Raw genomic sequence first — 25,009 nt, 5'->3', positions numbered from 1 at the left:
ATGCTCCAGGACCGCCCCCCTGCCCGGACGCGGCCGCGGTCGCGCCAGCCGGGCGGGTGGCTTAGAATCGGGACTCGGCCATCACATCGCTAGCCCTTGGAACGACAGACGACGCCAGACTTCCATATCACGCGCGGGGACGGGACCGTCAGCGTAGCGCTGAGTGGCGACTGGACCGCGCTCGCGCTGGCCGGCTGCCACCAGGCCCGGCAGCTGCGCACGCAATTGCACGAACTGGCGCAGGCGCCGGAGCATGCGCAATGGTCGCTGGCCGAAGTGCAGCGGCTGGACCATATCGGCGGACAGCTGCTGTGGCAGGCGTGGGACGGCAAGATGCCGCAGCAGATCGAGGCCAGCGAGGGCCAGCGCCGTGTATTCGAGCGCATCGCCGCGGTGCAGGACGAAGGCTGGAAGAAGCACATGGTGGACCGCTTCAACCCGATTACGCTGTTAGGCGCCAACGTGATGTCGTTCGGCGTGCAGCTGGCCATCGGCATCACCATGCTGGGCCAGCTGGCGTTCGACCTGCTGCGCTTCGCGCGCATGCCGCAGCGCGGCCCCTGGCGCGAGGTCTCGGCAAATATCTACAACGTCGGCTACAAGGCGCTCGGCATCACCGCGCTGGTCGGGTTCCTGATCGGCATCGTGCTGTCGTACCTGTCGGCGAACCAGCTGCGCATGTTCGGCGCCAGCACGTTCATCGTCAATATCCTCGGCATGGCGGTGATCCGCGAACTGGGGCCGGTGCTGGCGGCGATCCTGATCGCGGGCCGGTCCGGCTCGGCCATCACCGCGCAGATCGGCGTGATGCGCGTCACCGAAGAACTCGATGCCATGCGCGTGATGGGGATCTCGCACGGCTTCCGGCTGATCATGCCGCGCGTGATCGCGCTGGCCATCTCGATGCCGCTGCTGGTGGCGTGGACCGACGTGATGGCGCTGGCCGGCGGCATGGTGGCCGCGCGCATGCAGCTCGGCATCAGCGCCGCGTTCTTCCTGCGCGAACTGCCCGACGCGGTGCCGGTGGCCAACCTGTGGCTGGGGCTGGGCAAGGGCGTGGCATTCGGCATCCTGATCGCGCTGACGGCGTGCCACTTCGGGCTGCGTATCAAGCCCAATACACAAAGCCTGGGCGAAGGCACCACCGCGTCGGTGGTGACCTCCATCACCATCGTGATCCTGGCCGACGCGGTGTTTGCCGTCCTGTTCAAGGACGTGGGGATATGAGCGCGCCAACGGAACCGTCCGCGCCCTCCGTGCCGCCCGCGCCGGCGCAGCGTACCGCGGTGATCGAGGTGCGCAACCTGGTCAAGCGCTTTGGCAAGGCCGTGGTGCACGACCACGTCGACCTGGACGTGTGGCGCGGCGAGGCGCTGTCGATCGTGGGCGGCTCGGGCAGCGGCAAGACCGTGCTGCTGCGCCAGATCGTGGGGCTGGAGCGGCCGACCTCGGGCAGCATCAAGGTGTTCGGCGAAGCGCCGGCCAAGTTGCGCCCGGCGCAGCTGCAGGCGCTGCGCAACCGCTGGGGACTGCAGTTCCAGCGCGGCGCGCTGTTCTCGGCGCTGTCGGTGATCGACAATATCGCACTGCCGCTGCGCGAGTTGCGCGCGCTGCCGGACAACCTGATCTGCCGGGCGGCGCTGCTCAAGCTGCAACTGGTGGGCCTGTCGGCGCGCGATGCGGACAAGATGCCGTCGGACCTGTCCGGCGGCATGATCAAGCGCGTGGCGCTGGCACGCGCGCTGGCGCTGGAGCCGGAACTGCTGTTCCTCGACGAGCCTACCGCCGGCCTCGATCCGATGGCTTCGGACGACTACGTGGCGCTGATCCGGGAACTTCGGCGAGAGCTGGGCCTCACGGTAGTGATGATTACGCACGACCTCGACACGCTGGTGGCGCTGTCCGACCGCGTCGCGGTGCTGGCCGACCACAAGGTCGTCGCCGCCGCGTCGATCCCTGAAGTGGTAAAGGTGGACCACCCCTTCATCCGCGAATATTTCCTGGGCGAACGCGCCCAGCGCGCCTTGCAGGCGCTGCCGCAAGCGGGGCAACCCGCGGCGCCTCCCGGAGAAGCATGATGGAAAACAAGTCACACGCGTTCCTTGCCGGCGTGTTCACCATCGGCCTGGCAGTGCTGGTGCTGTTCGCGCTGTTCTGGTTCAGCAGCGACCACGCCGTGCGCGTGCCGTACGACCTGATCACGCGCTCCACCGTGAACGGGCTCGGGCCGCAGGCCGACGTCAAATACCGCGGGTTGGCGGTGGGCAAGGTGGAGTCGATCAAGTTCGACCCGCAGGTGCCGGGCCAGATCATCGTGCGCATCAGCGTCAACCAGGACACGCCGATCACGCGCACCACCTATGCCACGCTGGGCTTCCAGGGCGTCACCGGCATCGCCTACGTGCAGCTGGACGACACGGCCGCGCATGCGGGCGCCGATGCCTCGCCGCCGCTGCGCACCTCGCCCAAGGCGGTCGCGCGCATCGCCATGCGCCCGGGCTTCTTCGAAGAGCTGGAAAAGCGTGGCGATTCACTGCTGACGCAGACCGAGACGCTGATGGCCTCGCTCACCGACATGTTCCAGACCGCCAACCGCAATGAACTGATGGCCGCGATCCGCTCGGTGCGCAAGACCGCCGAGGACTACTCGAAGCTGTCGGACGCGCTGGCGCCGGCGGCCAACCGCCTGCCGCGCGTGGCCGAGAACCTCAACGCCACGCTGGAATCGACGCGGCGCCTGACGCAGGAGCTGGCCAGCCCCAACGGCACGGTGCTGCGTACGGTCGACAGTGTCGGGCACGACCTGCAGGGCGCGGCGGCGTCGGTGCAGACCGCGGCCGGCAACTTCAGCCAGGAGACGCTGCCGCAGCTCAACGGGCTTGCACGCGATGCGCGCCAGACCGCGCGCAGCTTCGAGCGTGCCGCCGGCCAGTTCAACGACAGCCCGACCAGCGTGCTGTTTGGCGCGCCGGCGCCGGTGCCGGGGCCGGGCGAGCCGGGCTTCAGCACGCCCTGATGTAACAGACGACATGACGACGACGAACCGACGACCATCGCCATGCCAGACAACGACAACCGCCAAGGCCTCGCCGTGATCCCTGCCACCGACAATTCACGCCGGACCATCCGCCCCCGCACCGCCGCCACACTGCTGGCGCTGGCCGGCGCCGCGCTGGTGCTGTCCGGCTGCGCGCTATCGCGCGGGACGCCGACCGTCACGTACGACCTGGGGCCGTCCGCCGCGCTTGCCGGCACGGCAGGCAATGCTGCCGGCGCAGCGCCCGCGCCGCTGCCCAGGCTGCGCGTATCGCAGACCGACGGCCCCGACTGGCTTGAAGGCAATGCACTCTACTACCGCCTGCTGTACGCGCAGGCGCAGCGGCTGCAACCCTATGCCACGCAGCGCTGGGTGATGTCGCCGACGCGCCTGTTCGACGAGCGCCTGCGCGAGTCGGTGGCGGCGCGCGGCGGGCTGGCCTGGGCCGGCGATACCAGCGTGCCGGGGCTCAAGGTCGACCTGCTGGCCTTCGAGCAGGTGTTCGACAGCACCACCACCAGCCAGGGCGTGGTGCGGCTGCGCGCCACCGTGTTCCACCGCGGCCAGCTCGGCCAGCAGACCTTCGAGGTGCGCCGGCCCGCGCCCAGCGCCGACGGCGCCGGCGGGGTCAAGGCGCTGGCCGAAGCCAGCGACGCCGCCATCGCCGCGCTGCTCGACTGGACCGCCACGCTGCCGCTAAAGTAAGACAGACAAGGAGATTTGCCATGGAGCCGGCTGCCCCGCCGCCCTCCGCACCGCCCCCGGCGCCGGCTGCGCAACCGGCGGCGCCACCGATGGCGCAACCGGCGGAAACTGCGACCGTGACCGAACCCTCCGGCCCGCAGTATTCGCCGCTGGCCCGCGTGGGGCTGATTTGCTTCACGCTGCTGGTGGTGTATGCCAGCCTCTACCCGTTCTCCGGCTGGGTCGACAACGGCATCTCGCCGTTCGCCTTCGTCACCGCGCCCAAGCCGCGCTATATCACCGACTTCGACCTGATGACCAATGTCATCGGCTATGTCCCCTTCGGGGCGCTGGTGGTGCTGTCGCTGCATCCGCGCATGTCGGGCGGGCGCGCGACGCTGGTGGCGCTGTGCGCCGGCGCGCTGCTGTCGGCCTGCATGGAGGCCTTCCAGACCTGGCTGCCGAACCGGATCTCGTCCAACATCGACCTGATCACCAATGCGCTGGGGGCGCTGCTGGGCGGCGCGGTGGTGGCGCCGTTTACGCACGCGCTGATCGACGATGGCCGGCTGACGCGGCTGCGCCATGCCTGGTTCGAGCCGCATGCCAGCTTTGCCATCATCCTGCTGATGCTGTGGCCGTTCGCGCAGATCTTCCCGCAGGAGCACCTGTTCGGCATGGGCGGCATCGTGCGCGAATGGCTGACCGATCCCGAATCCTGGCCGATGCAGGTGCTGCAGATGCTGTTCCCGCGGCTGGAGGCGTGGCAGGTCCACATCGGCCTGCGGCCCGAGGACATGCAGAGCCAGCAACTGCTGGAATCGCTGGTGACCGCCAGCAGCTGGATCGGCACCGGCCTGTTCGCCTCGATCGCCATGCGCCGCAACGCGCCGATGCTGCGCATCCTGGCCGGCCTGCTGGCTGCCGCGCTGCTGATCAAGGCCACCGCGGCCGAGTTGCAGTTCCCGGCCGACAGCGCCTTCAACTGGCTGTCCGAAGGCGGCCGCTTCGCGCTGCTGACCAGCTCGCTGGTGCTGGCGCTGCTGTTGTACCTGCCGCGCTGGCTGCGCGCGGTGCTGGCGATGGTAGCGCTGCTCGCGCTGGTGGTGCTGACCAACGTGCTGCCGTCGAATCCCTATGCATGGATTTCCGAGCAGGGCTGGCGCATGGGCCGCTTCATCCACTTCAACAGCCTGGCGCAATGGCTGGGGTGGCTATGGCCGTTCCTGGCGTTCTGCTATGTGATCTGGCGCTTCGAGCAGGTCAGCCTGCGCCGCCACGCCATGAAGAAGGCCGCGGCGCGCCGCGAGTCGGCCGCGGCCGGCACGCAGGAACCGTGACTGCGTGATTGCGGGGGGCGCTATCAGTTGTCAGTTGCCGGCGCGGATGGCAATGCCCTCGGCGGTGAGCCGTTCGCGGATGCGGCGCGCAAAGGCCAGCGCATGGGCACCGTCGCCGTGCAGGCACACGGTCTCCGCCTGGATCGGCACCCAGGTGCCGTCGATGGCGCGCACGCGCTTCTCGCGCACCATGGTCAGCGTCTGGTTCAGCGCGACTTCCTCGTCCTCGTGCAGGGCGCCGGGCGTGCCGCGCCTGACCAGCGTGCCGTCGGGGTTGTAGCCGCGGTCGGCAAACACCTCCTGCTTGACGCGCAGTCCGGCCTCCCTGGCGATGTCGATCATGTGGCTGCCGGCCAGGCCGAAGAACACCAGGTCGGCATCGAAATCCCGCACCGCGCGCACGATGGCGCGCGCCAGCACCGGGTCGCGCACGGCCTGGTTGTACAGCGCGCCGTGCGGCTTGACGTGGTGCAGCTCGCCGCCCTGCGCGCGCACGATCGCCTCGAGGGCGCCGATCTGGTACAGCATGTCGGCATAGACGTGCTCGGGGTCGCGCTGCATCTCGGTGCGGCCAAAGTTCTCGCGGTCCGGATAACTCGGGTGCGCGCCGATGGCGACCCCATGCTCCAGCGCCCACTTCACCGTTTGCACCATGGTGGCGGCGTCGCCCGCGTGCCAGCCGCACGCTATGTTGGCGGAACTGATCAGCGCCAGCAGCGCCTCGTCGTTGCCGCAGCCTTCGCCGAGGTCGGCGTTCAGGTCGATCTGCATTGCCGTTCTCCCGGGCGGTGCGGTGACGGGGCCGCGATACCGCCTTCTGTCGATGTGTACAAATACCGCGGACGGCTCAGGCCGCCGCGCGGGTCAGCGTGCGCCGGCGCGCGGCGATGGCCATGCCGTCGCCCTGCCATTGCAGCGCCTGTTCGATCTGGCGCAGGTAGCGGTCCAGCGCCGCCTGCGCGGCAGCGGCCTGTGCCAGCGTCACCGGCACGAAGCGCACGGCCGCGCCCAGCGGCACCTGCGCCAGCCGCCACAGGTCGGCGCCGATCACCACGCCGATCTTGGGATAGCCGCCGGTGGTCTGCGCATCGGCCATCAGCGCGATCGGCTGGCCGGCCGGCGGCACCTGCATCACGCCCGGCACCACGCCGTGCGACAGCAGGTCGGCGCTGCGCTCGGCGCGGCGCGCCAGCGCGGGGCCGTTCAGGCGCAGGCCCATGCGGTTGCTGTTGGGCGTGACAACCCAGTCGGACTGCCACAGCGCCTGCTGCGATTCCGCCTCGAAGTCTTCATACTCCGGGCCTGGCAACATGCGCACCGGCATGGCCTTGCCGCTGACGTCCGCGGGCAGCGCCCACGCCGGCGCCTGCACGCCGATCCAGTCGCCATCGGCCGCCAAACCCGCGCGTCCCACCGGCAAGCGGTCGCCCTCCTGCAGCGCGCGGCCATCCAGGCCGCCAAAGGCGGCCTTCAGGTCGGTACTGCGCGAGCCCATCACCGGCTCCACGGCAATGCCGCCTGCCACGCACAGATAGGCATGTGTGCCGCCACGCGCCGGCGGCAGCACCAGGATCTCGCCGGCGTGCGCGTCGAAGGCATGCCAGGACCAGACCGGCGTGCCATCAAGCGTCGCGCCGCACTCCGCGCCAGCCAGCGCGACGCGCATGTCCGCATGGAAGCGGACCGCGGCGCGTCCCAGCGTGAATTCGATGGCGGCGCACCCGGGCGCATTGCCCAGCAGCCGGTTGCCGACCGCCACGGCCAGTGTATCCATCGCCCCGCAACTGCCCACGCCAATATGGCGGAAGCCGGTACGGCCCAGGTCCTGCACCGAGGCGAGCGCGCCAGGTCGGATGATTTCGATCACGCGATGATTTCCTCGGCGACAAAGCGCACGGTATCGCCGGGCGCCAGCAGGGACGGCGGATCGCGATCCGCGACGAAGAGTGCGATATCGGTGTGGCCGATCAGCTGCCAGCCGCCCGGCAGCACCGCCGGATAGATGCCGGTCTGCTCGCCGCCGATGCCGACCGAGCCGGCCGGCACCGCCAGCCGCGGCTCGCGCCGGCGCGGCGTGGCCAGCTCGGGCACCAGCCCGCCCAGATAGGCAAAGCCAGGCTGGAAACCCACGAAATAGACAACATACTCGCCGGCGGCATGGCGGCGCGCCACTTCACGCGGCGACAGCCCGGTGTGCGCGGCCACGTCGGCCAGGTCCGGCCCATGCCCACCGCCATAGCGCACCGGGATCTCGACCACCTTGCCGGTGGTGTTGCGCGCCTCGCCGGAGGCCCAGGCCTGCTTCAGGCCGCGCTCCAGCCCTTCGACATCGGCGCTGCCGTCGAAGATCACCGTCAGGTTGTTCATGCCCGGCACCACGTCGACCACGCCGCGCCACCCTTCGGCCCGCGCCGCCATCGCCCAGATGCGGCGCTGGACCTCGAGCGATGCGGGCGGCGCCACGCTGTAGAGCAGCGCTCGTTCGGCGAGGCGGTGGATGGTGCAGGGGCTCATGGGATTCCTGGTAGCGCACTTTTTACCAGTGTAGGCTGGCAGCCCGGGGAATGCGATGCGCAAAGCAAAACGGCCGGGATTAGTCCCGGCCGCTCTGACAAGTCATGAACCCGATGCTGCTCAGGCAAACCCCGCCTGATGCGCCTGCTGGTCAGCATGGTACGAGCTGCGCACCATCGCACCCACGGCAGCGTGGGTGAAGCCCATCTTGTAGGCCTCTTCCTCGAACATCTTGAAGGTGTCCGGGTGCACGTAGCGCAGCACCGGCAGGTGGTGGTTCGACGGCGCCAGGTACTGGCCGATGGTCAGCATGTCGATGTCGTGCGCGCGCATGTCGCGCATGACTTCCAGGATTTCCTCGTCGGTCTCGCCCAGGCCGACCATCAGGCCGGACTTGGTCGGAACGTTCGGATTGCGGCGCTTGAATTCCTGCAGCAGCTTGAGCGAGTGCGCGTAGTCCGCGCCCGGGCGGGCCTGCTTGTACAGGCGCGGCACGGTTTCCATGTTGTGGTTCATCACGTCAGGCGGGCAGGCCTGCAGGATGTCCAGCGCCTTGTCCAGGCGGCCGCGGAAGTCGGGCACCAGCACTTCGATGCGGGTGTCGGGCGACAGCTCGCGCGTCTGCGAGATGCAATCCACATAGTGCTGGGCACCGCCGTCGCGCAGGTCGTCGCGGTCGACGCTGGTAATCACCACGTAGTTCAGCTTGAGCTGGGAGATGGTGCGCGCCAGGTTGCCGGGCTCGTTCACGTCCAGCGGATCCGGGCGGCCGTGGCCGACGTCGCAGAACGGGCAGCGGCGCGTGCACTTGTCGCCCATGATCATGAAGGTGGCCGTGCCCTTGCCGAAGCATTCGCCGATGTTCGGGCAGCTGGCTTCCTCGCACACCGTCACCAGGTTGTTGGCGCGCAGGATGTCCTTGATCTCATAGAAACGCGAATTGCCGGTGGCGGCCTTCACGCGGATCCAGTCCGGCTTCTTGAGCTTTTCGGCCGGCACGATCTTGATGGGGATGCGTGCGGTCTTGTCGGCCGACTTTTGCTTGCGGGTCGGGTCGTACGCCTCCGCGGGGGACTGCGGGGCTTCGCTGGAAGTGGCGATCAGGGCGTCGCTCATACATTTCTCCGCACGCGCTCAGCGTGCATTTCGCTTTTGACTAGGAGGCCAGGGCCGGGTCGGCATTCACGTCGGCGGCTTCAGCCGCCAGCACGCGGGATTCGTGCGCTGCCAGCACTTCGCACAATGCAGCCGCCAGGCGCTGTGCGATGTCGGTTTGTCGTGCCGCGGTCACGGGCATGGGGGCGCCATCGGCATCCGCCACCGGGCAGGTGGCGCCCGCGGTCGCCATGTCGACCGTTTCCAGTCCGGCATAGCCGCAGGGATTGATGCGCAGGAACGGCGACAGGTCCATCTGCACGTTGAGGCTGACGCCGTGGTAGCTGCAGCCGTTGCGGATCTTGAGGCCGAGCGCGGCAATCTTGGCGCCCTGGTGCGGCCCGTCGGACAGGTAGATGCCGGGGGCGCCGGGCTTGCGTTCGGCTGCGAGATTATACGCCGCGAGCGTGTCCAGCACTGCCTGCTCGATGGCGTGGACCAGCTCGCGCACCATCAGGTGCCGGCGGCGCAAATCGAGCAGCAGGTAAGCCACTACCTGGCCTGGACCGTGATAGGTGATCTGGCCGCCACGATCGATCTGCACTACCGGGATGTTGTCGTCAGGCGACAGCAGGTGTGCGGGATCGCCCGCCTGGCCCAGCGTGTAGACCGGCGGATGCTCGACCAGCCAGATCTGGTCGGGTGTCTCGGGGGAGCGTGCGGCGGTGAAGGCGCGCATCGCGTCGAAACACGGCTGATAGTCCTCGCGGCCGCGTTCGATGATCTGAATCGGATGCATGGCGAGAGTGTAACGAAAAGGGCCGGCTTGCGCCGGCCCTGCTCTGCTCCCGTCAGTCTTGCCGCACCGAGGACTTGCCGCTTGCGTCACGCGGCCAGGCCAGGCGCAGATGCGCGTGGCGCCGGTGTAACGCGGACGAATCCCCGCCCGCTTCCCGCGTCGGCTTCAGGATGCGGCCGCCTGGTCCTGGTTAGGCGTCCATTCCGTGCCTCGAACCAGCCGGCGCAGGCTGCGGTACACCAGGTGCGGCACATCCGCCAGCGCCAGCGCCGGACGGCGCGCCTCGGCGATCAGCGCCAGGCGTACCGGTTCCTGCGCGCGCGGGTCGATGCTGACCACCACCTCGTCGCGGGAGCGGAGCAACAGGCTGCCGCCACAACGCAGCCAGTAGTCTTCCGAATCGCCTTCGCGCGTCAGCCACACGTCCATGCCATTGGCTTTCTCGACATGCAGGCGCTGGGCGGCGTGCACCGACAGCGCGGTGACTTCGCCAGGATTCAGGGTGAACACGGTCGTTGTGAGCACGGTTTTCATCGAAGTTCTCCGTTCAGCCGGCCGGGGGCACTTGCGCCACGCTATCGCGATGCGGCAACGAATCCACTGAAATTGGCCCGGCAAGGGGACCAGGCCAGTTAAACCTTGTGGAATTCGCTGTTAAGTAAGTCGCTACAGCGGGGGCCGGTGATGGAATATTAGTGATTGCCCTGACACTATCAAAACGATATATTTTCTTTGTTCTTGTTAGTCAAACTCACATACACCCGACTTCACCGGAGGCAGCCATGGCCTGGAAAAGCGCCTGGGAAAAGGACCTGCCGCGCGGCTGGCACCGCGAACTGCCGCGCCTGCCGGCACTGACCGCCCTGCGCGCGTTCGAGGCGGCGGCGCGCCACGAGAGTTTTTCGCGCGCGGCGACGGAGCTGTTCGTCACCCACGGCGCGGTCAGCCACCAGATCCGCGCGCTGGAAGACGAGCTGGGCCTGCCGCTGTTCGAGCGCCACGGCAAGCGCGTGGCGCTGACCCCCTCGGGCCGCATCTACGCCGAACGCGTACGCGACGCGCTGCTGCAGATCGCCGATGCCACGCGCGTGCTGCAGGCCGGCAACCGCGACAAGCGCCTGACCATCAGCACCATGCCCTCGTTCGCCGCGCGCTGGCTCACGCCGCGCATCGGCAGCTTTATCGAGCGTCATCCGGAGCTCGACGTCGAGCTGCTGTCGTCGAACACGCTGGTCAACTTTGCCCATGAGGAAGTCGATATCGCGCTGCGCATGGGCAGCGGCGACTATCCCGGCCTGTATGTGGAAAAGCTGCTCGACGACGTCTTCTTCCCGATGTGCAGCCCCAGCTTCAACGGCGGCCGGCTGCCACAGAAACCGGAGGAGATGGCCGGCCTGCCGCTGCTGCGCGGCGAGGGCGATCCGTGGAAACCGTGGTTCGAGGCCGCCGGGCTGGACTGGCCCGAGCCGCGCAAGGGCCTGCTGATGGAGGATTCGTCGCTGCTGCTGCAGGCCGCGTCGGAGGGCCAGGGGATCGCGCTGATCCGCTCGTCGCTGGCCTACAACGACCTGCTGGCAGGGCGCGTGGTGCGGCTGTTCGACGTCAGCATCCCGTGTCCGTGGCTGCTGTACTTCGTCTGTGCGCCGGGCTCGCTCAACCTGCCCAAGGTGCAGGCCTTCCGCAGCTGGCTGATGCCGGAGATCGAGCGCTTTCGCGAGGTGCTGGCGCAGTGGGAGTGAGCTAGTCCTCGGCTTCGTCCGCTTCGTCCGCTTCGTCCGCCTCGTCGGGCGGTGGCGCCGAACGCCGTCCCGCGCGCGGGTGCGCCTTGTCGTAGACGCGCGCCAGGTGCTGGAAATCCAGCGCGGTATAGATCTGCGTGGTCGAGATGCTGGCGTGCCCCAGCATCTCCTGCACCGCGCGCAGGTCGCCCGACGACTGCAGCACGTGCGTGGCAAACGAGTGCCGCAGCATATGCGGATGCACGTCGGCCGGCACGCCGGCGCCCAGCGCCTGCTGCTTGAGCCGCAGCTGCACCGTGCGCATCGACAGCCGGCGCCCGCGCGGTCCCAGGAACAGCGCGTGCGCGTCGTCGGGTGCCGCGCCGGGGCGCAGCAGCGTGTCGCGTACCGCGATCCAGGCGCGCAGCGCCTCCATGGCCTTGCTGCCGACCGGCACCGTGCGCCGGCGTGCGCCCTTGCCGGTCACCGTCACTTCGGCGCCAGCCAGGTCGAGCCAGCCGCTGGACCGGTAGCCGTCGGCGTCGGCATAGCGCAGGTCCAGCTGCACCAGTTCCGACAGCCGCAGCCCGCTGGAATAGAACAGTTCATACACCGCATGGTCGCGCAGGGCCTGGGCATCGGTGCCGGCGCTGTGGGCAACCAGCGCCACCGCATGCTCGACCGACAGCGCCTTGGGCAGCGCATGGCCGGAGCGCGGCGCGCGCACGCCTTCGACCGGATTGACCGTCACGCCATGGCCATGCCGCGCCGCCCACTGGTAGAAGCCGCGCCACGCCGACAGCGTGCGGGCGATGCTGGTGCCCACCAGCCCGCTGCCATGCAGCCTGGCGGCGAAGTTGCGGATATGGTGGGTCTGCAGCGCCAGCAATGCGACGCCGCTCGCGTAGCGCGTGGCATGCGCCTGCAGCACGCGCAGGTCGCGGCCATAGCTGGCGAGCGTATGGTCGGCGAGCTTGCGGCTGCCGCGCAGCCAGTCGAGATACTGTACGACCAGCGGATCGGCCGGCCGATCTGACGACGGCGACGGCGGCGGCGCGCCGTCATCCGCCAACGCGGGAGCGGGCTGGCGCGGCGGCCGGCGTGCGCTCACGGCATTGGCCTCAGTCGCGCAGGCGGTTCAGCGCGGCGCCGGCGACTTCGCCGATCTGCGCCAGGTAGGCGGTGCCCATGCCTTCATGGAAGCGGCGCGGATCGGGAGATCCCAGCACCAGCAGGCCGAACGCCGTGCCCTGCACGTCCGCGCCGGCATCGGCCGCGCGCACGGGCACGCGCAGCGCGACCATCGCCAGCGAAACGATGTCGTCGCGCTCCAGCAGCGCTGCCGCCTCGAAGCCGCTGTTGGCGCCGCAATACGGCGCGCGCAGGCCCTCGGCAAACAGGCGCATGTCTTCGCTGGCATCCTGCGCGACTTCCATGTGGGCGTATTGTTCGGCCACGTTCCACAGGCGCAGCGCGACCGCGGGCACGTCGAACGCCTGCTGCAGGCCGTCCTGCACGGCATACGGCAGCGCGTGCGAATCGGCCTCGGCCAGCAGCCGCAGCTGCCAGTCGTGCAGGCGCTGCTGGGTACGGTCGTTGTCGTGGCCATGGCGTACCAGGTCGGCCAGGCGCAGCTCCAGGCCCTTGTTCTTCTCGCGCAGGATTTCCATCTGGCGTTCCTGCAGCGACACGGCGCGATGGCTGTGCGGGCTGGTCAGCTGCACGGTGGCCAGCAGCTCGGCGTGCTCTTCGAAGAATTCGGGATGGCTCTGCAGGTAGGCGGCAACGTCTTGGGCGTTCATGGGGCTTGGACCGGTAGAGGAAAATTGGGTGGCAGTTTAGCAAAGGGGAGCCGCGCCCCCCTTTCCTGTGCCGCCCGCGCTACGTCTGTATCAACCGCTTCTGCCGCGAAATACTCAGCAGGAGCCCAACCCCCGCCCCCAGCGTCACCAGCGCCGTCCCGCCATAGCTAATCAGCGGCAGCGGCACGCCAACCACCGGCAGGATTCCGCTGACCATGCCCATGTTGACGAACGCATAGGTAAAGAAGATCAGCGTGATCGACCCGGCCAGCAGCCGCGAGAACAGCGTCGGCGCGTTGGCGGCGATGAACAGCCCGCGGAAGATCAGCAGCAGGTAGAGCACCAGCAGCAGCGCATTGCCGATCAGGCCGAACTCTTCGGAGTAGACCGCGAAGATAAAGTCGGTGTGCTTCTCGGGAATGAATTCGAGGTGGGTCTGCGTGCCCTTGAGGAAGCCCTTGCCCTCGACCCCGCCCGAGCCGATCGCGATGATCGACTGGATGGTGTGGAAGCCCTTGCCGAGCGGATCGCTGGTCGGATCGAGCAGCGTGCATACGCGGTGCTGCTGGTAGTCGTGCAGCACCGGCCAGTTCACGCCCGGCGCGCAAATGTCGTTCTGGAACGTGATCAGCAGCGTGATCGCCACCACCAGCAGCCCCAGCAGCGGCAGGATCAGCTTCCACGACAGCCCGGCGAAGTAGATCACATACAGGCCGGCGGCCATCACCAGCAGCGCGGTGCCAAGGTCAGGCTGCTTGGCGATCAGGCCAACCGGGATCAGCAGCAGCCCCAGCGCGACGATGAAGTCGAACCACCGGATCACGCCCTCGCGCTTCTGGAAGTACCACGCCAGCATCAGCGGCATCGAGATCTTCATGATCTCGGACGGCTGGATCACCATGCCGACATAGAGCCAGCGGCGCGCGCCCTTGCGGATCAGCCCGAACATGGCCACCGCGATCAGCAGCGCCACGCCGACCGTGTACATCGGCACCGCCACCCGCATCAGCGTCTGCGTGGGCAGGTAGGCAATCACGAGCATCACCACGTACGACAGCAGGATGTTGCGCAACTGGTCTTCGACGCGGCCCGGCATGTCGATGGCGGCCGAGTACAGCGCGACGACGCCGGTGGCAAACAGCAGGAAGACGATCAGCGAAAGCGGCTTGTCAAAACCGGTCAGCGCGGTCTTGATCAGGGACATGACGCGGCGGCGATCCATGCGCGTCTCCTTCAGCGGGTGGCGTCGGCACCGCTGGCCGCCTTGGCGGACACGGGCTTGACGCGAGGTTTGGGCGCGGGCGCCCTGGCGGGCTGCACGGCGGGGGCGGAGGCCGGCTGCGGCGCGGGCTTGCTGTGGCCGAGGGCCTGCAGCATGCGCTGGTCCAGCGTCTCGACGGCCGAGGCCGGCGCGATCGCCTCGGCGTTCAGCGCGGCGGCAATGGCCTCCGGCGTCACCGGCTGCGCGCCGGAAGCCGCGGCCACGGCGCTGGCGGCGGCGCTCGCGGGCGCGGCACCGGAGGACATCACCGTGGCACTGGCAATGCTGGCGGTCTGGCCGGTGGTGAACACGCTCGGCGTATCCACGGGCGGACGGCCGGCCACGCGCTCGCTGGCCGGGGGCGCCATCGCCTCCAGTTCGGCCGGCCACTTGCCGGTCAGGTAGTAGTCCATCAGCTTGCGCGCGATCGGCGCGGCCACCGCGGCGCCGAAGCCGGCGTTCTCGACGATCAGCGCGATCGCGATCTTCGGCTGGTCGGCCGGCGCGAACGCGGTGTACAGCGAGTGGTCGCGCTTGTGCTCGGCCAGCGCGTGGTGGTTGTACTTCTCGCCCTTGGACAGGCTGTAGGTCTGCGCCGTGCCGGTCTTGCCGGCCGACTCATAGGCCGCGCCGGCGAACACGCGCGCCGCGGTGCCGGCATGCGTCACCGCCACCATGGCGCGCTTGATCACGTCGATGTCGGCCTGCTTGAACGGGATCGTGTAGCTTTCCTTGGGCACCGTCAGCGTGCGCTTGCGCGTGACCGCGTCCTCGACCGCCTTGACCAGGTGAGGCTTCATCACCTTGCCGTTGTTGACGATCACCGAGGTCGCCTGCGCCAGCTGCAGGATGGTGAAGCTGTTGTAGCCCTGGCCGATGCCCAGCGAGATGGTCTCGCCGTCATACCACTTCTGCTGCTCGGGCTTGCGGTAGGCGCGGCGCTTCCACTCGGTCGACGGCAGGATGCCGCGGCTTTCGCCCTCGATGTCGATGCCCGTGATCTGGCCGAAGCCCAGCGGCTTCATGAAGTCATGGATGCCGTTGACGCCCATGTCGCGCGCCAGCGCGTAGTAGTACGTGTCGCACGAATGCACGATCGAGCTGTGCATGTCGACCCAGCCGTGCCCGCCCGGCTTGTCATCGCGGAAGGTGTGGTTGCCCAGCGTGAAGAAGCCCGGGTCCGACATGCCCCACGCCGCGGTGCGCTTGCCGGTGCTCAGCGCCGCCAGCGCCATGAACGGCTTGTAGGTCGAGCCCGGCGGATACGTGCCACGCAGCGGGCGGTTCAGCAGCGGCTTGTCGGGCGAGCCGTTGAGCTCGTTCCAGGTATTGGTATCGATGCCCTCGACGAACAGGTTGGGATCGAAGGTCGGCTTGGAAACGAACGCCAGGATGTCGCCGGTGGTCGGTTCGATCGCCACCAGCGCGCCGCGGCGGTCGCCGTAGAGCGCCTCGGCCAGCTGCTGCAGGCGGATGTCGAGCGACAGGATCAGGTTATTGCCCGGCGTGGCGGGCGAGGTCGACAGCGTGCGGATCGGGCGCCCGCCGGCGCTGACTTCCACTTCCTCGAAGCCGGTCAGGCCGTGCAGCTCGGTCTCGTAGCTCTGCTCCAGGCCGATCTTGCCGATGTAGTTGCTGCCCTTGTAGTTGTCGGCGTCCTTGCGCGGATCGTACTTGGCGCTGTCGGCATCGTTGGCCTCGTCCATGGCCTCGATGCGCTCCTGGTCGCGCTGCGAGATGCGGCCCAGGTAGCCGATCACGTGCGAGGCCGACTCGCCCAGCGGGTACTGGCGGAACAGCCGTGCGCGCACGTCCACGCCGGGGAAGCGGAAGCGCTGCGCGGAGAAGCGCGCCACTTCGGCATCGGTCAGCTGGCTGCGGATCGGCAGGCTTTCAAAGCTGCGCGACTCTTCCATCAGCCGCTTGAAGCGGCGCCGGTCGCGCGGCTGGATCTCCACCAGCGTCGACAGGCTTTCGATGGTGTTTTCCAGCGTATCGGTCAGCTTGGACGGCGTGATCTCCAGCGTGTACGCCGAATAGTTGCGCGCCAGCACGATCCCGTTGCGGTCCATGATGATGCCGCGGTTGGGCTCGATCGGCGCCACCGAGATGCGGTTGTCCTCGGCCTTGGCCGAGTACTGGTCATGCTTGTACCACTGCAGCCACAAAAAGCGCGCGAACAGCAGGCCAAAGCAGATCACCGTGAACAGGGCCGCGGCCGCCACGCGGATGCGGAAGCGGCCGATTTCCAGTTCGACGTTGCGGATTTCGGTCATAGTACTGCGCGGGGCCTGTTAGGGACGGGTGGCGTCAAATCTGGCGTCAGATCGGACGCGTCTCGTCGACATCGCTCGAACGGCGCTGCGGCGCCAGCAGCAGGCTGGTCGCCAGCGGCCACAGCAGCGCCTCGATCGCCGGCGCCAGCAGCAGCGGCCAGCCGGGCAGCGGCGCGCCCATCGCCAGGCGGATCAGCACCGGCACCGCGTGCGCGATGAACAGCAGCGGCAGCACGTGCAGCGCCTGGGTGTAGACCGTGAACCACAGCACGCGGCGGTGGATGGTGATGGCAAAGTAGGCCAGCAGCGTATAGGCCAGCGCATGCTCGCCCAGCAGGCGCGCATCATGCACGTCCATCAGCAGGCCGAGCGCAAAGGCCACGCCCATGCCCACCTTGCGCGGCTGGTGGATGTTCCAGAACACCAGCACCAGCGCCACCATGTCGGGGATCCACAGCGTGTCGCCCCACGGCATCAGGTTGAACAGGAACGCCAGCACGAAGCTGAGCGCGATAAAGGCGGGATTGACCGGCCGCAGCAGGTATTGGGGGTTGGTCACCGTTGGCCCTCCCTGGCGTCCCTGGCCTCTCTGGCGGAAGGCGCCTTGGCCGCCGCGGCGCTGGCCGCTGCCGCGCGTGCGGCGGCGGACTTGGCGCCCTTGACCGGCGCCTCGGGCTTGGACTCGACGGTCTCGCGCGGCGGGATCGCGGAGTCGTAGCGCACCACCAGCAGCTGCCGGTGCGCGCGCACGCCTGCCACCGGCTCGCAGTAGATGCGCGAGAACGCGGTGTCGGCCTTGCGCTCGATATGGACGATCTTCGCCACCGGCAGCCCCGGCGGATAGATGCCGTCCAGCCCCGACGTCACCAGCAGGTCGCCCTGCTGCAGGTCGGCGGCGGCGGCCATGAAGCGCAGGTCCAGCTGGCCCGCGCGCGCGCCGCCGAAGGCGACGCTGCGCAGGCCGTTGCGCACCACCTGCACGGGGATCGCCTGGTCCTTGTCGGTCAGCAGCGTCACTTCGGACTGGAACGGCGACACGCGCGTGACCTGGCCCACCACGCCGCGCTCGTCGATCACCGGGTAGCCGGCGCGCAGGCCCTGCTGGCTGCCCTTGTCGATCACGATGCGCTGGCTGTAGGGGTCGCGCGCGTCGTAGAGGATCTCAGCCGCCGTCACCGGCGTGGCCGATTGCTGGGCCAGGCCCAGCAGCTTGCGCAGCTGGTTGTTCTCGGCCTCAAGCTGCGCCTGGCGCACCGAGGCCTCGGCCTGCTGCACGGCGATCTGGCGCAGTTCGCGGTTCTCGGAGGCGAGGATCGCCGAAGACTGCGCGTAGTCGAACACCGTGCGCAGCGCGTCGCGTGGCACCAGCACCAGGCGTTCGACCGGCATCAGCACGGTGGCGGCCACCTGCCGGCCAACGCTGAGCGCGTTGAAACGGGCGTCGATCACCAGCAGCGCCAGCGCGATGCCCACGTAGAGCACCAGCCTGGCGACAGCGGAGGAGCCTTGCTTGAAGAGCGGCGGAGGAGAGTAATCCATTTACCCGAACGCAGGCCGGTGCACGCATGCGAATGCCGCAAACACCGCGCCGCCCGCGGTGCCGCGCCCGGGGTGGGCACGGCGCCGCAGGGCGGCGGGCGTTGCCGGGGCGATCCCCCGGCGGATGCGGCGCCGCGACACCGCCCTGATCCAACGATCCGGCAGGCCGCGCATCGCCACGTGCAGTTCCTGGTGCTTACTCGTAGGAGAAGATGCTGCCCAGCTTGTCCATGCGTTCCAGCGCCATGCCGGAGCCGCGCACCACGCAGGTCAGCGGGTCTTCGGCGACCAGCACCGGCAGGCCGGTTTCCTCGGCCAGCAGGCGATCCAGGTCGCGCAGCAGCGCGCCGCCGCCGGTCAGCATCATGCCGCGCTCGGCGATGTCGGCGCCCAGTTCCGGCGGGGTCTGTTCCAGCGCGATCTTCACCGCCGACACGATCTGGTTCAGCGGATCGGTCAGGGCTTCCAGGATTTCATTGGACGAAACGGTAAAGGCGCGCGGGATGCCCTCGGAAAGGTTGCGGCCCTTGACTTCCATCTCGCGGACTTCGGAGCCCGGGAAGGCCGAGCCGATTTCCTTCTTGATCGCTTCGGCGGTCTGCTCGCCGATCAGCATGCCGTAGTTGCGGCGGATGTAGTTGACGATGGCCTCGTCGAACTTGTCGCCGCCGACGCGCACCGAACCCTTGTAGACCATGCCGCCCAGCGAGATGATGCCCACCTCGGTGGTGCCGCCGCCAATGTCCACCACCATCGAGCCCGACGGCTCCGACACCGGCAGGCCGGCGCCGATCGCGGCCGACATCGGCTCCTCGATCAGGTACACCTGGCTGGCGCCGGCGCCCAGGGCGGATTCACGGATGGCGCGGCGCTCGACCTGGGTCGAGCCGCACGGCACGCAGATGATGATGCGCGGGCTCGGACGCAGCAGCTTGCTGTCGTGCACCATCTTGATGAATTGCTTGAGCATCTGCTCGGTGACGGTGAAGTCGGCGATCACGCCATCCTTCATCGGGCGGATCGCCTCGATGTTGCCCGGCACCTTGCCCAGCATCTGCTTGGCTTCCTTGCCCACCGCCGTGATCGTCTTCTTGGCGTTGGGGCCGCCTTCCTGGCGGATCGCGACGACCGAGGGCTCGTCCAGCACGATGCCCTTGTCGCGCATGTAGATCAGCGTGTTGGCGGTGCCGAGGTCGATCGCCAGGTCGTTGGAGAAGTAGCTGCGGAGAAATCCGAACATCAGGAGTCCTGTCTGTGATGGTGTTCGCGGGTAGGCGAAGCGGCCGGCGCCGCGGGCGGCCCGGCCACGAATTGCTTGGGTGTTGAATACGGAATGGTTCTCGGCTTCCCGGCCCGCCCACGCTCCGGCGCGGTGGGCCCGGGCCGGGTGCTGGATTGGAGTCGGGTTCGGCACCGCCGCCGTCATGCCGCGCAGGCCGGCCCTACGGGAACCTTTGATTAGACCTCGCGAGAAAGTTCGCGACGATGCGCACGAAAATGTGCAGGCACCGGCGCGTCATGACCCGTTGCATTCGGGCGTGTCGTGGCCGGTGGCAAAGGCCTAATCAGAGGACCCAGGTTCGCCCTTCGGGCACCTTCGGCCGCCAGGCACGGCGGGCCAGCCGGGGACCGGCTTGCGGCAAAGTGACGAAGGCGTTGCCAAAGGTCGGGAGCACGCAATGATACCTTATAATTCCTGCTGCTTCGGGCGTTTACGGCCTGAAAAACCCTGTAATTCCGATGGCTCCGTTGCGCCGTTGCAGCGTCCCGGAGCCGCCCTGTCCGACCGCGCGACGCCACCGCCGCACGGCCGGCCGCCGGCCGCTGCCGGCACCTTCCGCATCCGAGCATCCGAACCACCACGCCATGGCCCTCGACCTATCCGACGTCAAGCGCATCGCCCACCTGGCCCGCATCGAAACCAGCGATGACGAGGCCGAACAGACGCTTGCGCAGCTGAACAACTTTTTCTCGCTGGTCGAGCAGATGCAGGCGGTCGACACCACCGGCATCGAGCCGCTGGCGCACCCGCTGTCGGCCGTACGCGACATGGTGCAGCGCCTGCGTGACGATGCAGTCACCGAGAGCGACCGCCGCGACGACTACCAGCGCCCCGCCCCGGCCACCGAGAACGGGCTGTACCTGGTGCCCAAGGTCATCGAGTGACCTGCGCCGGCCGCGCGCGTTGCCAATCCTTGTCGAAGCTTGCAGGATCTTGCCGCCCGGCCGACCCAGCCAGTACGCCACCCCGAATGCCAACCCGACTGTCATGCCCTTTTCCGCTGATTCCGTGACCTCCCTGCGCCAGCTCGCCGACGCCCTTGCCGCGCGCACCGTCTCCGCCGAGGAACTCGCGCGCGAGTACCTGTCCCGCATCGAGCAGGCCGCCGCGCTCAACGCCTTTATCCACGTCGACCCCGAGCGCACCCTGGCGCAGGCGCGCGCCGCCGACGAGCGCCGCGCGCGCGGCGAGGCCGCGCCGCTGACCGGCGTGCCGGTCGCGCACAAGGACGTGTTCGTCACCCGCGGCTGGCGCGCCACCGCCGGCTCGAAGATGCTGGGCAACTATGAAAGCCCGTTCGACGCCACCGTGGTCGAGCGCATGGCCGCCGCCGGCATGGTCACGCTGGGCAAGACCAACATGGACGAATTCGCGATGGGCTCGTCCAACGAGAACTCGCATTTCGGCCCGGTGCGCAACCCGTGGGACACCAGCCGCGTGCCCGGCGGCTCGTCGGGCGGCTCGGCCGCGGCCGTCGCCGCCGGCCTGGCGCCCGCCGCCACCGGCACCGACACCGGCGGCTCGATCCGCCAGCCGGCGTCGTTCTCGGGCATCACCGGCATCAAGCCGACCTACGGCCGCGTGTCGCGCTACGGCATGATCGCCTTCGCCTCGTCGCTGGACCAGGGCGGCCCGATGGCGCACTCCGCCGAGGATTGCGCGCTGCTGCTCAACGCCATGGCCGGCTTCGACCCCAAGGACTCGACCAGCATCCCGCCGGAGCAAGGCGGCGTGGACGAGGACTACACGCGCCTGCTGGGCCAGCCGCGCGCCGGCGCCAGCGCCGAGCGCCCGCTGGCGGGCCTGCGCATCGGCCTGCCGAAGGAATACTTCGGCAAGGGCCTGTCGGCCGACGTCGAACAGGCCGTGCGCGCCGCGCTGGCCGAGTATGAAAAGCTGGGCGCCACGCTGGTGGAGGTGTCGCTGCCCAAGACCGAGCTGTCGATCCCGGTGTACTACGTGATCGCGCCGGCGGAGGCTTCGTCGAACCTGTCGCGCTTCGACGGCGTGCGCTATGGCCACCGCGCCGCCGAGTACCGCGACTTGCTCGACATGTACAAGAAGAGCCGCGCCGAAGGCTTCGGCCCGGAGGTCAAGCGCCGCATCCTGGTGGGCACCTATGTGCTCTCGCACGGCTACTACGACGCCTACTACCTGCAGGCGCAGAAGATCCGCCGCATCATCGCCGACGACTTCCAGCGCGCCTTCGCCCAGTGCGACGTGATCATGGGCCCGGTGGCGCCGACGGTGGCGTGGAAGCTGGGCGAGAAGACCTCGGACCCGGTGCAGATGTACCTGGCCGATATCTTCACGCTCTCGACCAGCCTGGCCGGCCTGCCCGGCATGAGCGTGCCGTGCGGCTTCGGCGATGGCAACATGCCCGTGGGCCTGCAGCTGATCGGCAACTACTTCGACGAGGCGCGCCTGCTGCAGGCCGCGCACGCGTTCCAGCAGGCGACCGACTGGCACCTGCGCCGCCCCGCCAAGGCCTGACCATGAACCCGACCTTCCTCCGGCTGCTCGCCGCCCTGGTATTCGCCACGCTGGTGGCGGGCTGTATCCAGCTGCCGATCATCGGCAAGCCCACGCCCATCGCCAGCCGCGACATCGACCTGGCCGGCGACTGCCGCCGCACCGAGGAAGACGGCTTCCGCGAGGACGCCCAGCTGCGCGTTTCCGACAACACCGTGCAGCAGCTATCGTGGAAGCTGTGGGTGGGCCGGCGCGGCTCGTGCACCTTCAACCTGGCCGACTTCCGCCAGGTCCAGAGAAAGCCGCATATCGAGCTGCGCGCCAACGACGGCAGCGGCTGCAAGCTGATGGTCTGGCAGGACCCGCGCCGCGTCACGCTGGCGCATGCCAACTGCCAGCAGCGCTGCACGCCCGGCATCTATGAACAGGCCTGGCCCGTGATGTTCGAGCCCGGCAGCGGCGGCTGCGCCGCCACGCGCTGATAACCGCAGATACCGCAACCGACATGCCGCGCATGCCCGCCTTCCGGCCCCACCCTGCCAGCGCCAGCCGCGCCGCGCGCCGCGCTGCGGCGGTGATGGCGCTCGGCCTGGTTGCGTGGTCGGGCGGCGCCGCGGCGCATGCACCCGACCTGCCGCCGCCGGCGCTGGTACAGCCGCCGCTGCTGTCGCCGGCCGGCGCGCTGGCGCCGGGCACGGTGACGCGCCAGGGAGCCGGGCCGGCGACGGCGGCCACCAGCGCGGCGCCGGTGCCCGCGCAGCGCGTGCTGCTGCGCGGCGATGCCGCCACGCCGGCGCTGACCGCCTACTGGTTCGTGCCGCGCGAAGGCGCCACGCCGCGCGCATTGCCGGTAGTGGTGGCGCTGCATGGCTGCGGCGGCCTGCTGTCCCCGCGTGACCCCATGGCCACCAGCGACGGCGCCGACGCCTCGGCGCTGCTGCAGCAACGCTACCGCGAATACGCCCAGTGGCTGACCGCGCGCGGCTACGCCGTGCTGATGCCCGACAGCTTCAGCGCCCGCGGCAAACCGCACGGCATCTGCACCGAGCCGATCGACAACCGCGGCATCGACGACCGCACGCGCCGCGCCGATGCGCTGGCCGCATTGCGCTGGCTCGGCAGCCAGCCGGGCGTCGACCCCGCGCGCATCGTGCTGCTGGGCTGGTCCAACGGCGCGCAGGCGGTGCTGGCCACCGTCGACGCCAGCCGCCCGTGGCCGGCCGGCACGCCGCAGGTGGAACGCGCCGTCGCGTTCTATCCCGGCTGCAAGCGCGCGGTGCGCCAGCACGATTACCGGCTGCGCACCCCCATGCTGCTGATGATCGGCGGCGCCGACGACTGGACGCCCGCGACGCGCTGCGCCATGCTGCAGTCCGCCGTGCTGGCGCGCCAGCCCAACGCGCGCTTCCGGCTCGAGATCTACCCCGGCGCCCATCACGGCTTTGACGGCACCAGCGAGCTGCACGTCCGCCACGACGTGCCCGCTGCCGGCAACGGCGGCGGCGTGCGCAAGGCGCGCGCGGTGACCGTCGGCGGCGACGCGGTGGCGCGCGCCGCGGCGCTCGCGCAACTCGATTCCTGGCTCGCCAGCCCCGACCCCTGAGGCGCACCGAGGGCCCGCAGCCAGACAGACCCAACCCGGGGCGGCCCGCCGCCCCGCCGTAACAGACAGAACGAAAGAACCGAACAGGAATACCGCCATGCAATGGGAAGTGGTGATCGGCCTCGAAACGCACGCGCAGCTTTCGACGGCCTCCAAGATTTTTTCTGGCACGTCCACCGCCTTCGGGGCCGAGGCCAACACGCAGGCCTCGCCGGTGGACCTGGCGCTGCCCGGCGTGCTGCCGGTGCTCAACAAGGGCGCGGTCGAGCGCGCGATCCAGTTCGGCCTGGCGATCGGCGCTGCCATCGCGCCGCGCAGCATCTTCGCGCGCAAGAATTACTTCTACCCCGACCTGCCCAAGGGCTACCAGATCAGCCAGTATGAGATCCCGGTGGTCCAGGGCGGCACCATCACCATCCAGGTCGAAGGCAAGAAGGGCGAGTTCTACGAGAAAACCGTCAACCTGACGCGCGCGCACCTGGAAGAAGACGCGGGCAAGTCGCTGCACGAGGACTTCGCCGGCATGACCGGCATCGACCTGAACCGCGCAGGCACGCCGCTGCTCGAGATCGTCACCGAGCCCGACATGCGCAGCGCCGCCGAAGCGGTGGCCTACGCCAAGGCACTGCACTCGCTGGTGGTGTGGCTGGGCATCTGCGACGGCAATATGCAGGAGGGCAGCTTCCGTTGCGACGCCAACGTGTCGGTGCGCCCGGTCGGCCAGAAGGAATTCGGCACGCGCCGCGAGATCAAGAACCTGAACTCGTTCCGCTTCCTGCAGCAGGCCATCGAATACGAAGTGCAGTGGCAGATCGCAGAAATCGAGGACGGCCGCAAGATCCAGCAGGCCACCGTGCTGTTCGATCCGGACACCGGCGAGACCCGCGCGATGCGCACCAAGGAAGACGCGCACGACTACCGCTACTTCCCTGACCCGGACCTGATGCCGCTGGAGATCGAACCGGCCTGGATCGAGCGCGTGCGCAATGCGCTGCCGGAGCTGCCGGCCGCGATGCAGGCGCGCTTTGTGTCGCAATACGGCTTGTCGGCGTATGACGCGACCACGCTGACCGCGACCAAGGCATTTGCCGCCTACTACGAGGCCGTGGTCGCCGATGCCGGCGCCGCCAACGCCAAGCCCGCCGCCAACTGGCTGATGGGCGACGTGGCCTCGCAACTGAACCGCGAAGGCATCGCCATCGACGACGCACCGGTCAAGCCGGCGCAGCTGGCCAGGCTGCTGGCGCGCATCGCCGACGGCACGGTCTCGAACAACACCGCCAAGAAGGACGTGTTCCCGGCCATGTGGGCTGGCGAGCACGACGGCGATGCCGACGCCATCATCGCCGCCAAGGGCCTGAAGCAGATGTCGGACAGCGGCGAGCTGGAGAAGATCATCGACGACGTGCTGGCGGCCAACGCCAAGTCGGTCGAGGAATTCCGCTCGGGCAAGGAAAAGGCGTTCAATGCGCTGGTCGGCCAGGCGATGAAGGCGACCAAGGGCAAGGCCAATCCGGCGCAGGTGAACGAGCTGCTGAGGAAGAAGCTGGGCTGATCCAGGCCTGCCAGCTGTTTGCTACCTCTCCC

At 68.9% G+C, this 25,009-nt stretch carries 24 protein-coding genes; 11 read left to right on the top strand and 13 right to left on the bottom strand.

All coding sequences use genetic code 11. The features are described from left to right. Positions 1-96 precede the first annotated feature (96 nt). The 5 genes from E0W60_RS11265 to E0W60_RS11245 are packed head-to-tail and all read left to right on the top strand — an operon-like array spanning position 97 to position 5,061. Positions 97-1,227, top strand: a complete 1,131-nt coding sequence (locus E0W60_RS11265; RefSeq protein ID WP_135704123.1) for an MlaE family ABC transporter permease — start codon at positions 97-99, stop codon at positions 1,225-1,227. Then, the gene (locus E0W60_RS11260) at positions 1,224-2,078 is read left to right on the top strand and encodes an ABC transporter ATP-binding protein (RefSeq protein ID WP_205751645.1); all 855 of its coding nucleotides are present in this window, start codon (positions 1,224-1,226) and stop codon (positions 2,076-2,078) included. Before E0W60_RS11265 ends, E0W60_RS11260 begins: the two co-directional genes overlap by 4 nt. Next, a complete protein-coding gene (locus E0W60_RS11255; RefSeq protein WP_135704121.1) occupies positions 2,075-3,016 on the top strand; it encodes an MlaD family protein in 942 nt (313 codons plus the stop codon). The genes E0W60_RS11260 and E0W60_RS11255 overlap by 4 nt, the downstream gene beginning before the upstream one ends. Before the next feature lie 42 nt (positions 3,017-3,058). Then, positions 3,059-3,742, top strand: a complete 684-nt coding sequence (locus tag E0W60_RS11250; RefSeq protein WP_135704120.1) for an ABC-type transport auxiliary lipoprotein family protein — start codon at positions 3,059-3,061, stop codon at positions 3,740-3,742. Between the two features lie 20 nt (positions 3,743-3,762). Then, complete coding sequence (locus E0W60_RS11245) at positions 3,763-5,061, top strand: VanZ family protein (protein WP_133094982.1); 1,299 nt, start codon at positions 3,763-3,765, stop codon at positions 5,059-5,061. Positions 5,062-5,091: 30 nt separating this feature from the next. Here E0W60_RS11245 and pxpA read toward each other — a convergent pair whose 3' ends face one another. From pxpA to E0W60_RS11215, 6 genes are all read right to left on the bottom strand, one after another. Then, the gene (gene pxpA / locus E0W60_RS11240; RefSeq protein WP_133094981.1) at positions 5,092-5,832 is read right to left on the bottom strand and encodes a 5-oxoprolinase subunit PxpA; all 741 of its coding nucleotides are present in this window, start codon (positions 5,830-5,832) and stop codon (positions 5,092-5,094) included. 76 nt (positions 5,833-5,908) lie between these two features. Further along, positions 5,909-6,928: a biotin-dependent carboxyltransferase family protein gene (locus E0W60_RS11235; protein ID WP_135704118.1), complete on the bottom strand. Its 1,020-nt coding sequence runs from the start codon at positions 6,926-6,928 to the stop codon at positions 5,909-5,911. Beyond that, positions 6,925-7,575, bottom strand: a complete 651-nt coding sequence (pxpB, locus tag E0W60_RS11230) for a 5-oxoprolinase subunit PxpB (RefSeq protein ID WP_133094979.1) — start codon at positions 7,573-7,575, stop codon at positions 6,925-6,927. Before pxpB ends, E0W60_RS11235 begins: the two co-directional genes overlap by 4 nt. A gap of 120 nt (positions 7,576-7,695) precedes the next feature. Further along, a complete protein-coding gene (lipA, locus tag E0W60_RS11225) occupies positions 7,696-8,691 on the bottom strand; it encodes a lipoyl synthase (RefSeq protein ID WP_133094978.1) in 996 nt (331 codons plus the stop codon). 40 nt (positions 8,692-8,731) lie between these two features. Next, positions 8,732-9,469, bottom strand: coding sequence for a lipoyl(octanoyl) transferase LipB (gene lipB / locus E0W60_RS11220; protein WP_135704116.1), 738 nt, complete (start codon positions 9,467-9,469; stop codon positions 8,732-8,734). Positions 9,470-9,634: 165 nt separating this feature from the next. Continuing rightward, on the bottom strand, positions 9,635-10,003 hold the full coding sequence (locus E0W60_RS11215) for a DUF2917 domain-containing protein (protein ID WP_135704114.1): 369 nt from the start codon (positions 10,001-10,003) through the stop codon (positions 9,635-9,637). Positions 10,004-10,251: 248 nt separating this feature from the next. Between E0W60_RS11215 and E0W60_RS11210 the strand changes: the two genes are divergently transcribed. Next, on the top strand, positions 10,252-11,208 hold the full coding sequence (locus E0W60_RS11210) for a transcriptional regulator GcvA (protein WP_133094976.1): 957 nt from the start codon (positions 10,252-10,254) through the stop codon (positions 11,206-11,208). Position 11,209: 1 nt separating this feature from the next. On the opposite strand, the gene E0W60_RS11205 is transcribed toward E0W60_RS11210, so the two are convergent. The 7 genes from E0W60_RS11205 to E0W60_RS11175 all read right to left on the bottom strand — a co-directional run bounded on the left by E0W60_RS11205 (position 11,210) and on the right by E0W60_RS11175 (position 19,305). Next, the gene (locus E0W60_RS11205; RefSeq protein WP_135704113.1) at positions 11,210-12,298 is read right to left on the bottom strand and encodes a tyrosine recombinase XerC; all 1,089 of its coding nucleotides are present in this window, start codon (positions 12,296-12,298) and stop codon (positions 11,210-11,212) included. 10 nt (positions 12,299-12,308) lie between these two features. Further along, complete coding sequence (locus E0W60_RS11200; protein WP_133094974.1) at positions 12,309-12,989, bottom strand: DUF484 family protein; 681 nt, start codon at positions 12,987-12,989, stop codon at positions 12,309-12,311. Between the two features lie 79 nt (positions 12,990-13,068). Continuing rightward, the gene (rodA, locus tag E0W60_RS11195) at positions 13,069-14,211 is read right to left on the bottom strand and encodes a rod shape-determining protein RodA (protein WP_133094973.1); all 1,143 of its coding nucleotides are present in this window, start codon (positions 14,209-14,211) and stop codon (positions 13,069-13,071) included. Between the two features lie 11 nt (positions 14,212-14,222). Beyond that, positions 14,223-16,526, bottom strand: a complete 2,304-nt coding sequence (gene mrdA, locus E0W60_RS11190; RefSeq protein WP_133094972.1) for a penicillin-binding protein 2 — start codon at positions 16,524-16,526, stop codon at positions 14,223-14,225. A 46-nt stretch (positions 16,527-16,572) separates the two neighbouring features. Beyond that, positions 16,573-17,085 (bottom strand): rod shape-determining protein MreD, encoded by a 513-nt coding sequence (mreD, locus tag E0W60_RS11185; protein ID WP_029047791.1) that lies wholly within the window; start codon positions 17,083-17,085, stop codon positions 16,573-16,575. Next, entirely contained in the window at positions 17,082-18,065 is a 984-nt protein-coding gene (gene mreC / locus E0W60_RS11180) for a rod shape-determining protein MreC (protein ID WP_135704112.1), read from the bottom strand. Before mreC ends, mreD begins: the two co-directional genes overlap by 4 nt. A 196-nt stretch (positions 18,066-18,261) precedes the next feature. After that, positions 18,262-19,305, bottom strand: coding sequence for a rod shape-determining protein (locus tag E0W60_RS11175; protein ID WP_008648066.1), 1,044 nt, complete (start codon positions 19,303-19,305; stop codon positions 18,262-18,264). A gap of 626 nt (positions 19,306-19,931) precedes the next feature. Between E0W60_RS11175 and gatC the strand changes: the two genes are divergently transcribed. The 5 genes from gatC to gatB all read left to right on the top strand — a co-directional run bounded on the left by gatC (position 19,932) and on the right by gatB (position 24,977). After that, positions 19,932-20,231: an Asp-tRNA(Asn)/Glu-tRNA(Gln) amidotransferase subunit GatC gene (gene gatC / locus E0W60_RS11170; protein WP_133094970.1), complete on the top strand. Its 300-nt coding sequence runs from the start codon at positions 19,932-19,934 to the stop codon at positions 20,229-20,231. 103 nt (positions 20,232-20,334) lie between these two features. Continuing rightward, a complete protein-coding gene (gene gatA, locus E0W60_RS11165; RefSeq protein WP_133094969.1) occupies positions 20,335-21,840 on the top strand; it encodes an Asp-tRNA(Asn)/Glu-tRNA(Gln) amidotransferase subunit GatA in 1,506 nt (501 codons plus the stop codon). Positions 21,841-21,842: 2 nt separating this feature from the next. Then, a complete protein-coding gene (locus tag E0W60_RS11160) occupies positions 21,843-22,301 on the top strand; it encodes a hypothetical protein (RefSeq protein WP_135704110.1) in 459 nt (152 codons plus the stop codon). Between the two features lie 32 nt (positions 22,302-22,333). Then, a complete protein-coding gene (locus E0W60_RS11155) occupies positions 22,334-23,422 on the top strand; it encodes a dienelactone hydrolase family protein (RefSeq protein WP_195427776.1) in 1,089 nt (362 codons plus the stop codon). Positions 23,423-23,519: 97 nt separating this feature from the next. Further along, on the top strand, positions 23,520-24,977 hold the full coding sequence (gene gatB / locus E0W60_RS11150) for an Asp-tRNA(Asn)/Glu-tRNA(Gln) amidotransferase subunit GatB (protein WP_135704106.1): 1,458 nt from the start codon (positions 23,520-23,522) through the stop codon (positions 24,975-24,977). Positions 24,978-25,009 lie beyond the last annotated feature (32 nt).

This window comes from Cupriavidus oxalaticus (genome assembly GCF_004768545.1).
In the GTDB taxonomy this organism is placed as follows: domain Bacteria; phylum Pseudomonadota; class Gammaproteobacteria; order Burkholderiales; family Burkholderiaceae; genus Cupriavidus; species Cupriavidus oxalaticus_A.
Note: the sequence above shows the minus strand (reverse complement) of the source record. Positions and strands in the feature narration are given on the sequence as shown.

Excerpts from the sequence above, each read along its gene's own strand:
- E0W60_RS11260 (WP_205751645.1), top strand. The coding sequence starts at position 1,224 with ATGAGCGCGCCAACGGAACCGTCCGCGCCCTCCGTGCCGCCCGCGCCG.
- E0W60_RS11255 (WP_135704121.1), top strand. The coding sequence starts at position 2,075 with ATGATGGAAAACAAGTCACACGCGTTCCTTGCCGGCGTGTTCACCATC.
- E0W60_RS11250 (WP_135704120.1), top strand. The coding sequence starts at position 3,059 with ATGCCAGACAACGACAACCGCCAAGGCCTCGCCGTGATCCCTGCCACC.
- E0W60_RS11245 (WP_133094982.1), top strand. The coding sequence starts at position 3,763 with ATGGAGCCGGCTGCCCCGCCGCCCTCCGCACCGCCCCCGGCGCCGGCT.
- pxpA (WP_133094981.1), bottom strand. The coding sequence starts at position 5,832 with ATGCAGATCGACCTGAACGCCGACCTCGGCGAAGGCTGCGGCAACGAC.
- pxpB (WP_133094979.1), bottom strand. The coding sequence starts at position 7,575 with ATGAGCCCCTGCACCATCCACCGCCTCGCCGAACGAGCGCTGCTCTAC.
- lipA (WP_133094978.1), bottom strand. The coding sequence starts at position 8,691 with ATGAGCGACGCCCTGATCGCCACTTCCAGCGAAGCCCCGCAGTCCCCC.
- lipB (WP_135704116.1), bottom strand. The coding sequence starts at position 9,469 with ATGCATCCGATTCAGATCATCGAACGCGGCCGCGAGGACTATCAGCCG.
- E0W60_RS11215 (WP_135704114.1), bottom strand. The coding sequence starts at position 10,003 with ATGAAAACCGTGCTCACAACGACCGTGTTCACCCTGAATCCTGGCGAA.
- E0W60_RS11210 (WP_133094976.1), top strand. The coding sequence starts at position 10,252 with ATGGCCTGGAAAAGCGCCTGGGAAAAGGACCTGCCGCGCGGCTGGCAC.
- E0W60_RS11200 (WP_133094974.1), bottom strand. The coding sequence starts at position 12,989 with ATGAACGCCCAAGACGTTGCCGCCTACCTGCAGAGCCATCCCGAATTC.
- rodA (WP_133094973.1), bottom strand. The coding sequence starts at position 14,211 with ATGGATCGCCGCCGCGTCATGTCCCTGATCAAGACCGCGCTGACCGGT.
- mrdA (WP_133094972.1), bottom strand. The coding sequence starts at position 16,526 with ATGACCGAAATCCGCAACGTCGAACTGGAAATCGGCCGCTTCCGCATC.
- mreC (WP_135704112.1), bottom strand. The coding sequence starts at position 18,065 with ATGGATTACTCTCCTCCGCCGCTCTTCAAGCAAGGCTCCTCCGCTGTC.
- E0W60_RS11175 (WP_008648066.1), bottom strand. The coding sequence starts at position 19,305 with ATGTTCGGATTTCTCCGCAGCTACTTCTCCAACGACCTGGCGATCGAC.
- gatC (WP_133094970.1), top strand. The coding sequence starts at position 19,932 with ATGGCCCTCGACCTATCCGACGTCAAGCGCATCGCCCACCTGGCCCGC.
- gatA (WP_133094969.1), top strand. The coding sequence starts at position 20,335 with ATGCCCTTTTCCGCTGATTCCGTGACCTCCCTGCGCCAGCTCGCCGAC.
- E0W60_RS11160 (WP_135704110.1), top strand. The coding sequence starts at position 21,843 with ATGAACCCGACCTTCCTCCGGCTGCTCGCCGCCCTGGTATTCGCCACG.
- E0W60_RS11155 (WP_195427776.1), top strand. The coding sequence starts at position 22,334 with ATGCCCGCCTTCCGGCCCCACCCTGCCAGCGCCAGCCGCGCCGCGCGC.
- gatB (WP_135704106.1), top strand. The coding sequence starts at position 23,520 with ATGCAATGGGAAGTGGTGATCGGCCTCGAAACGCACGCGCAGCTTTCG.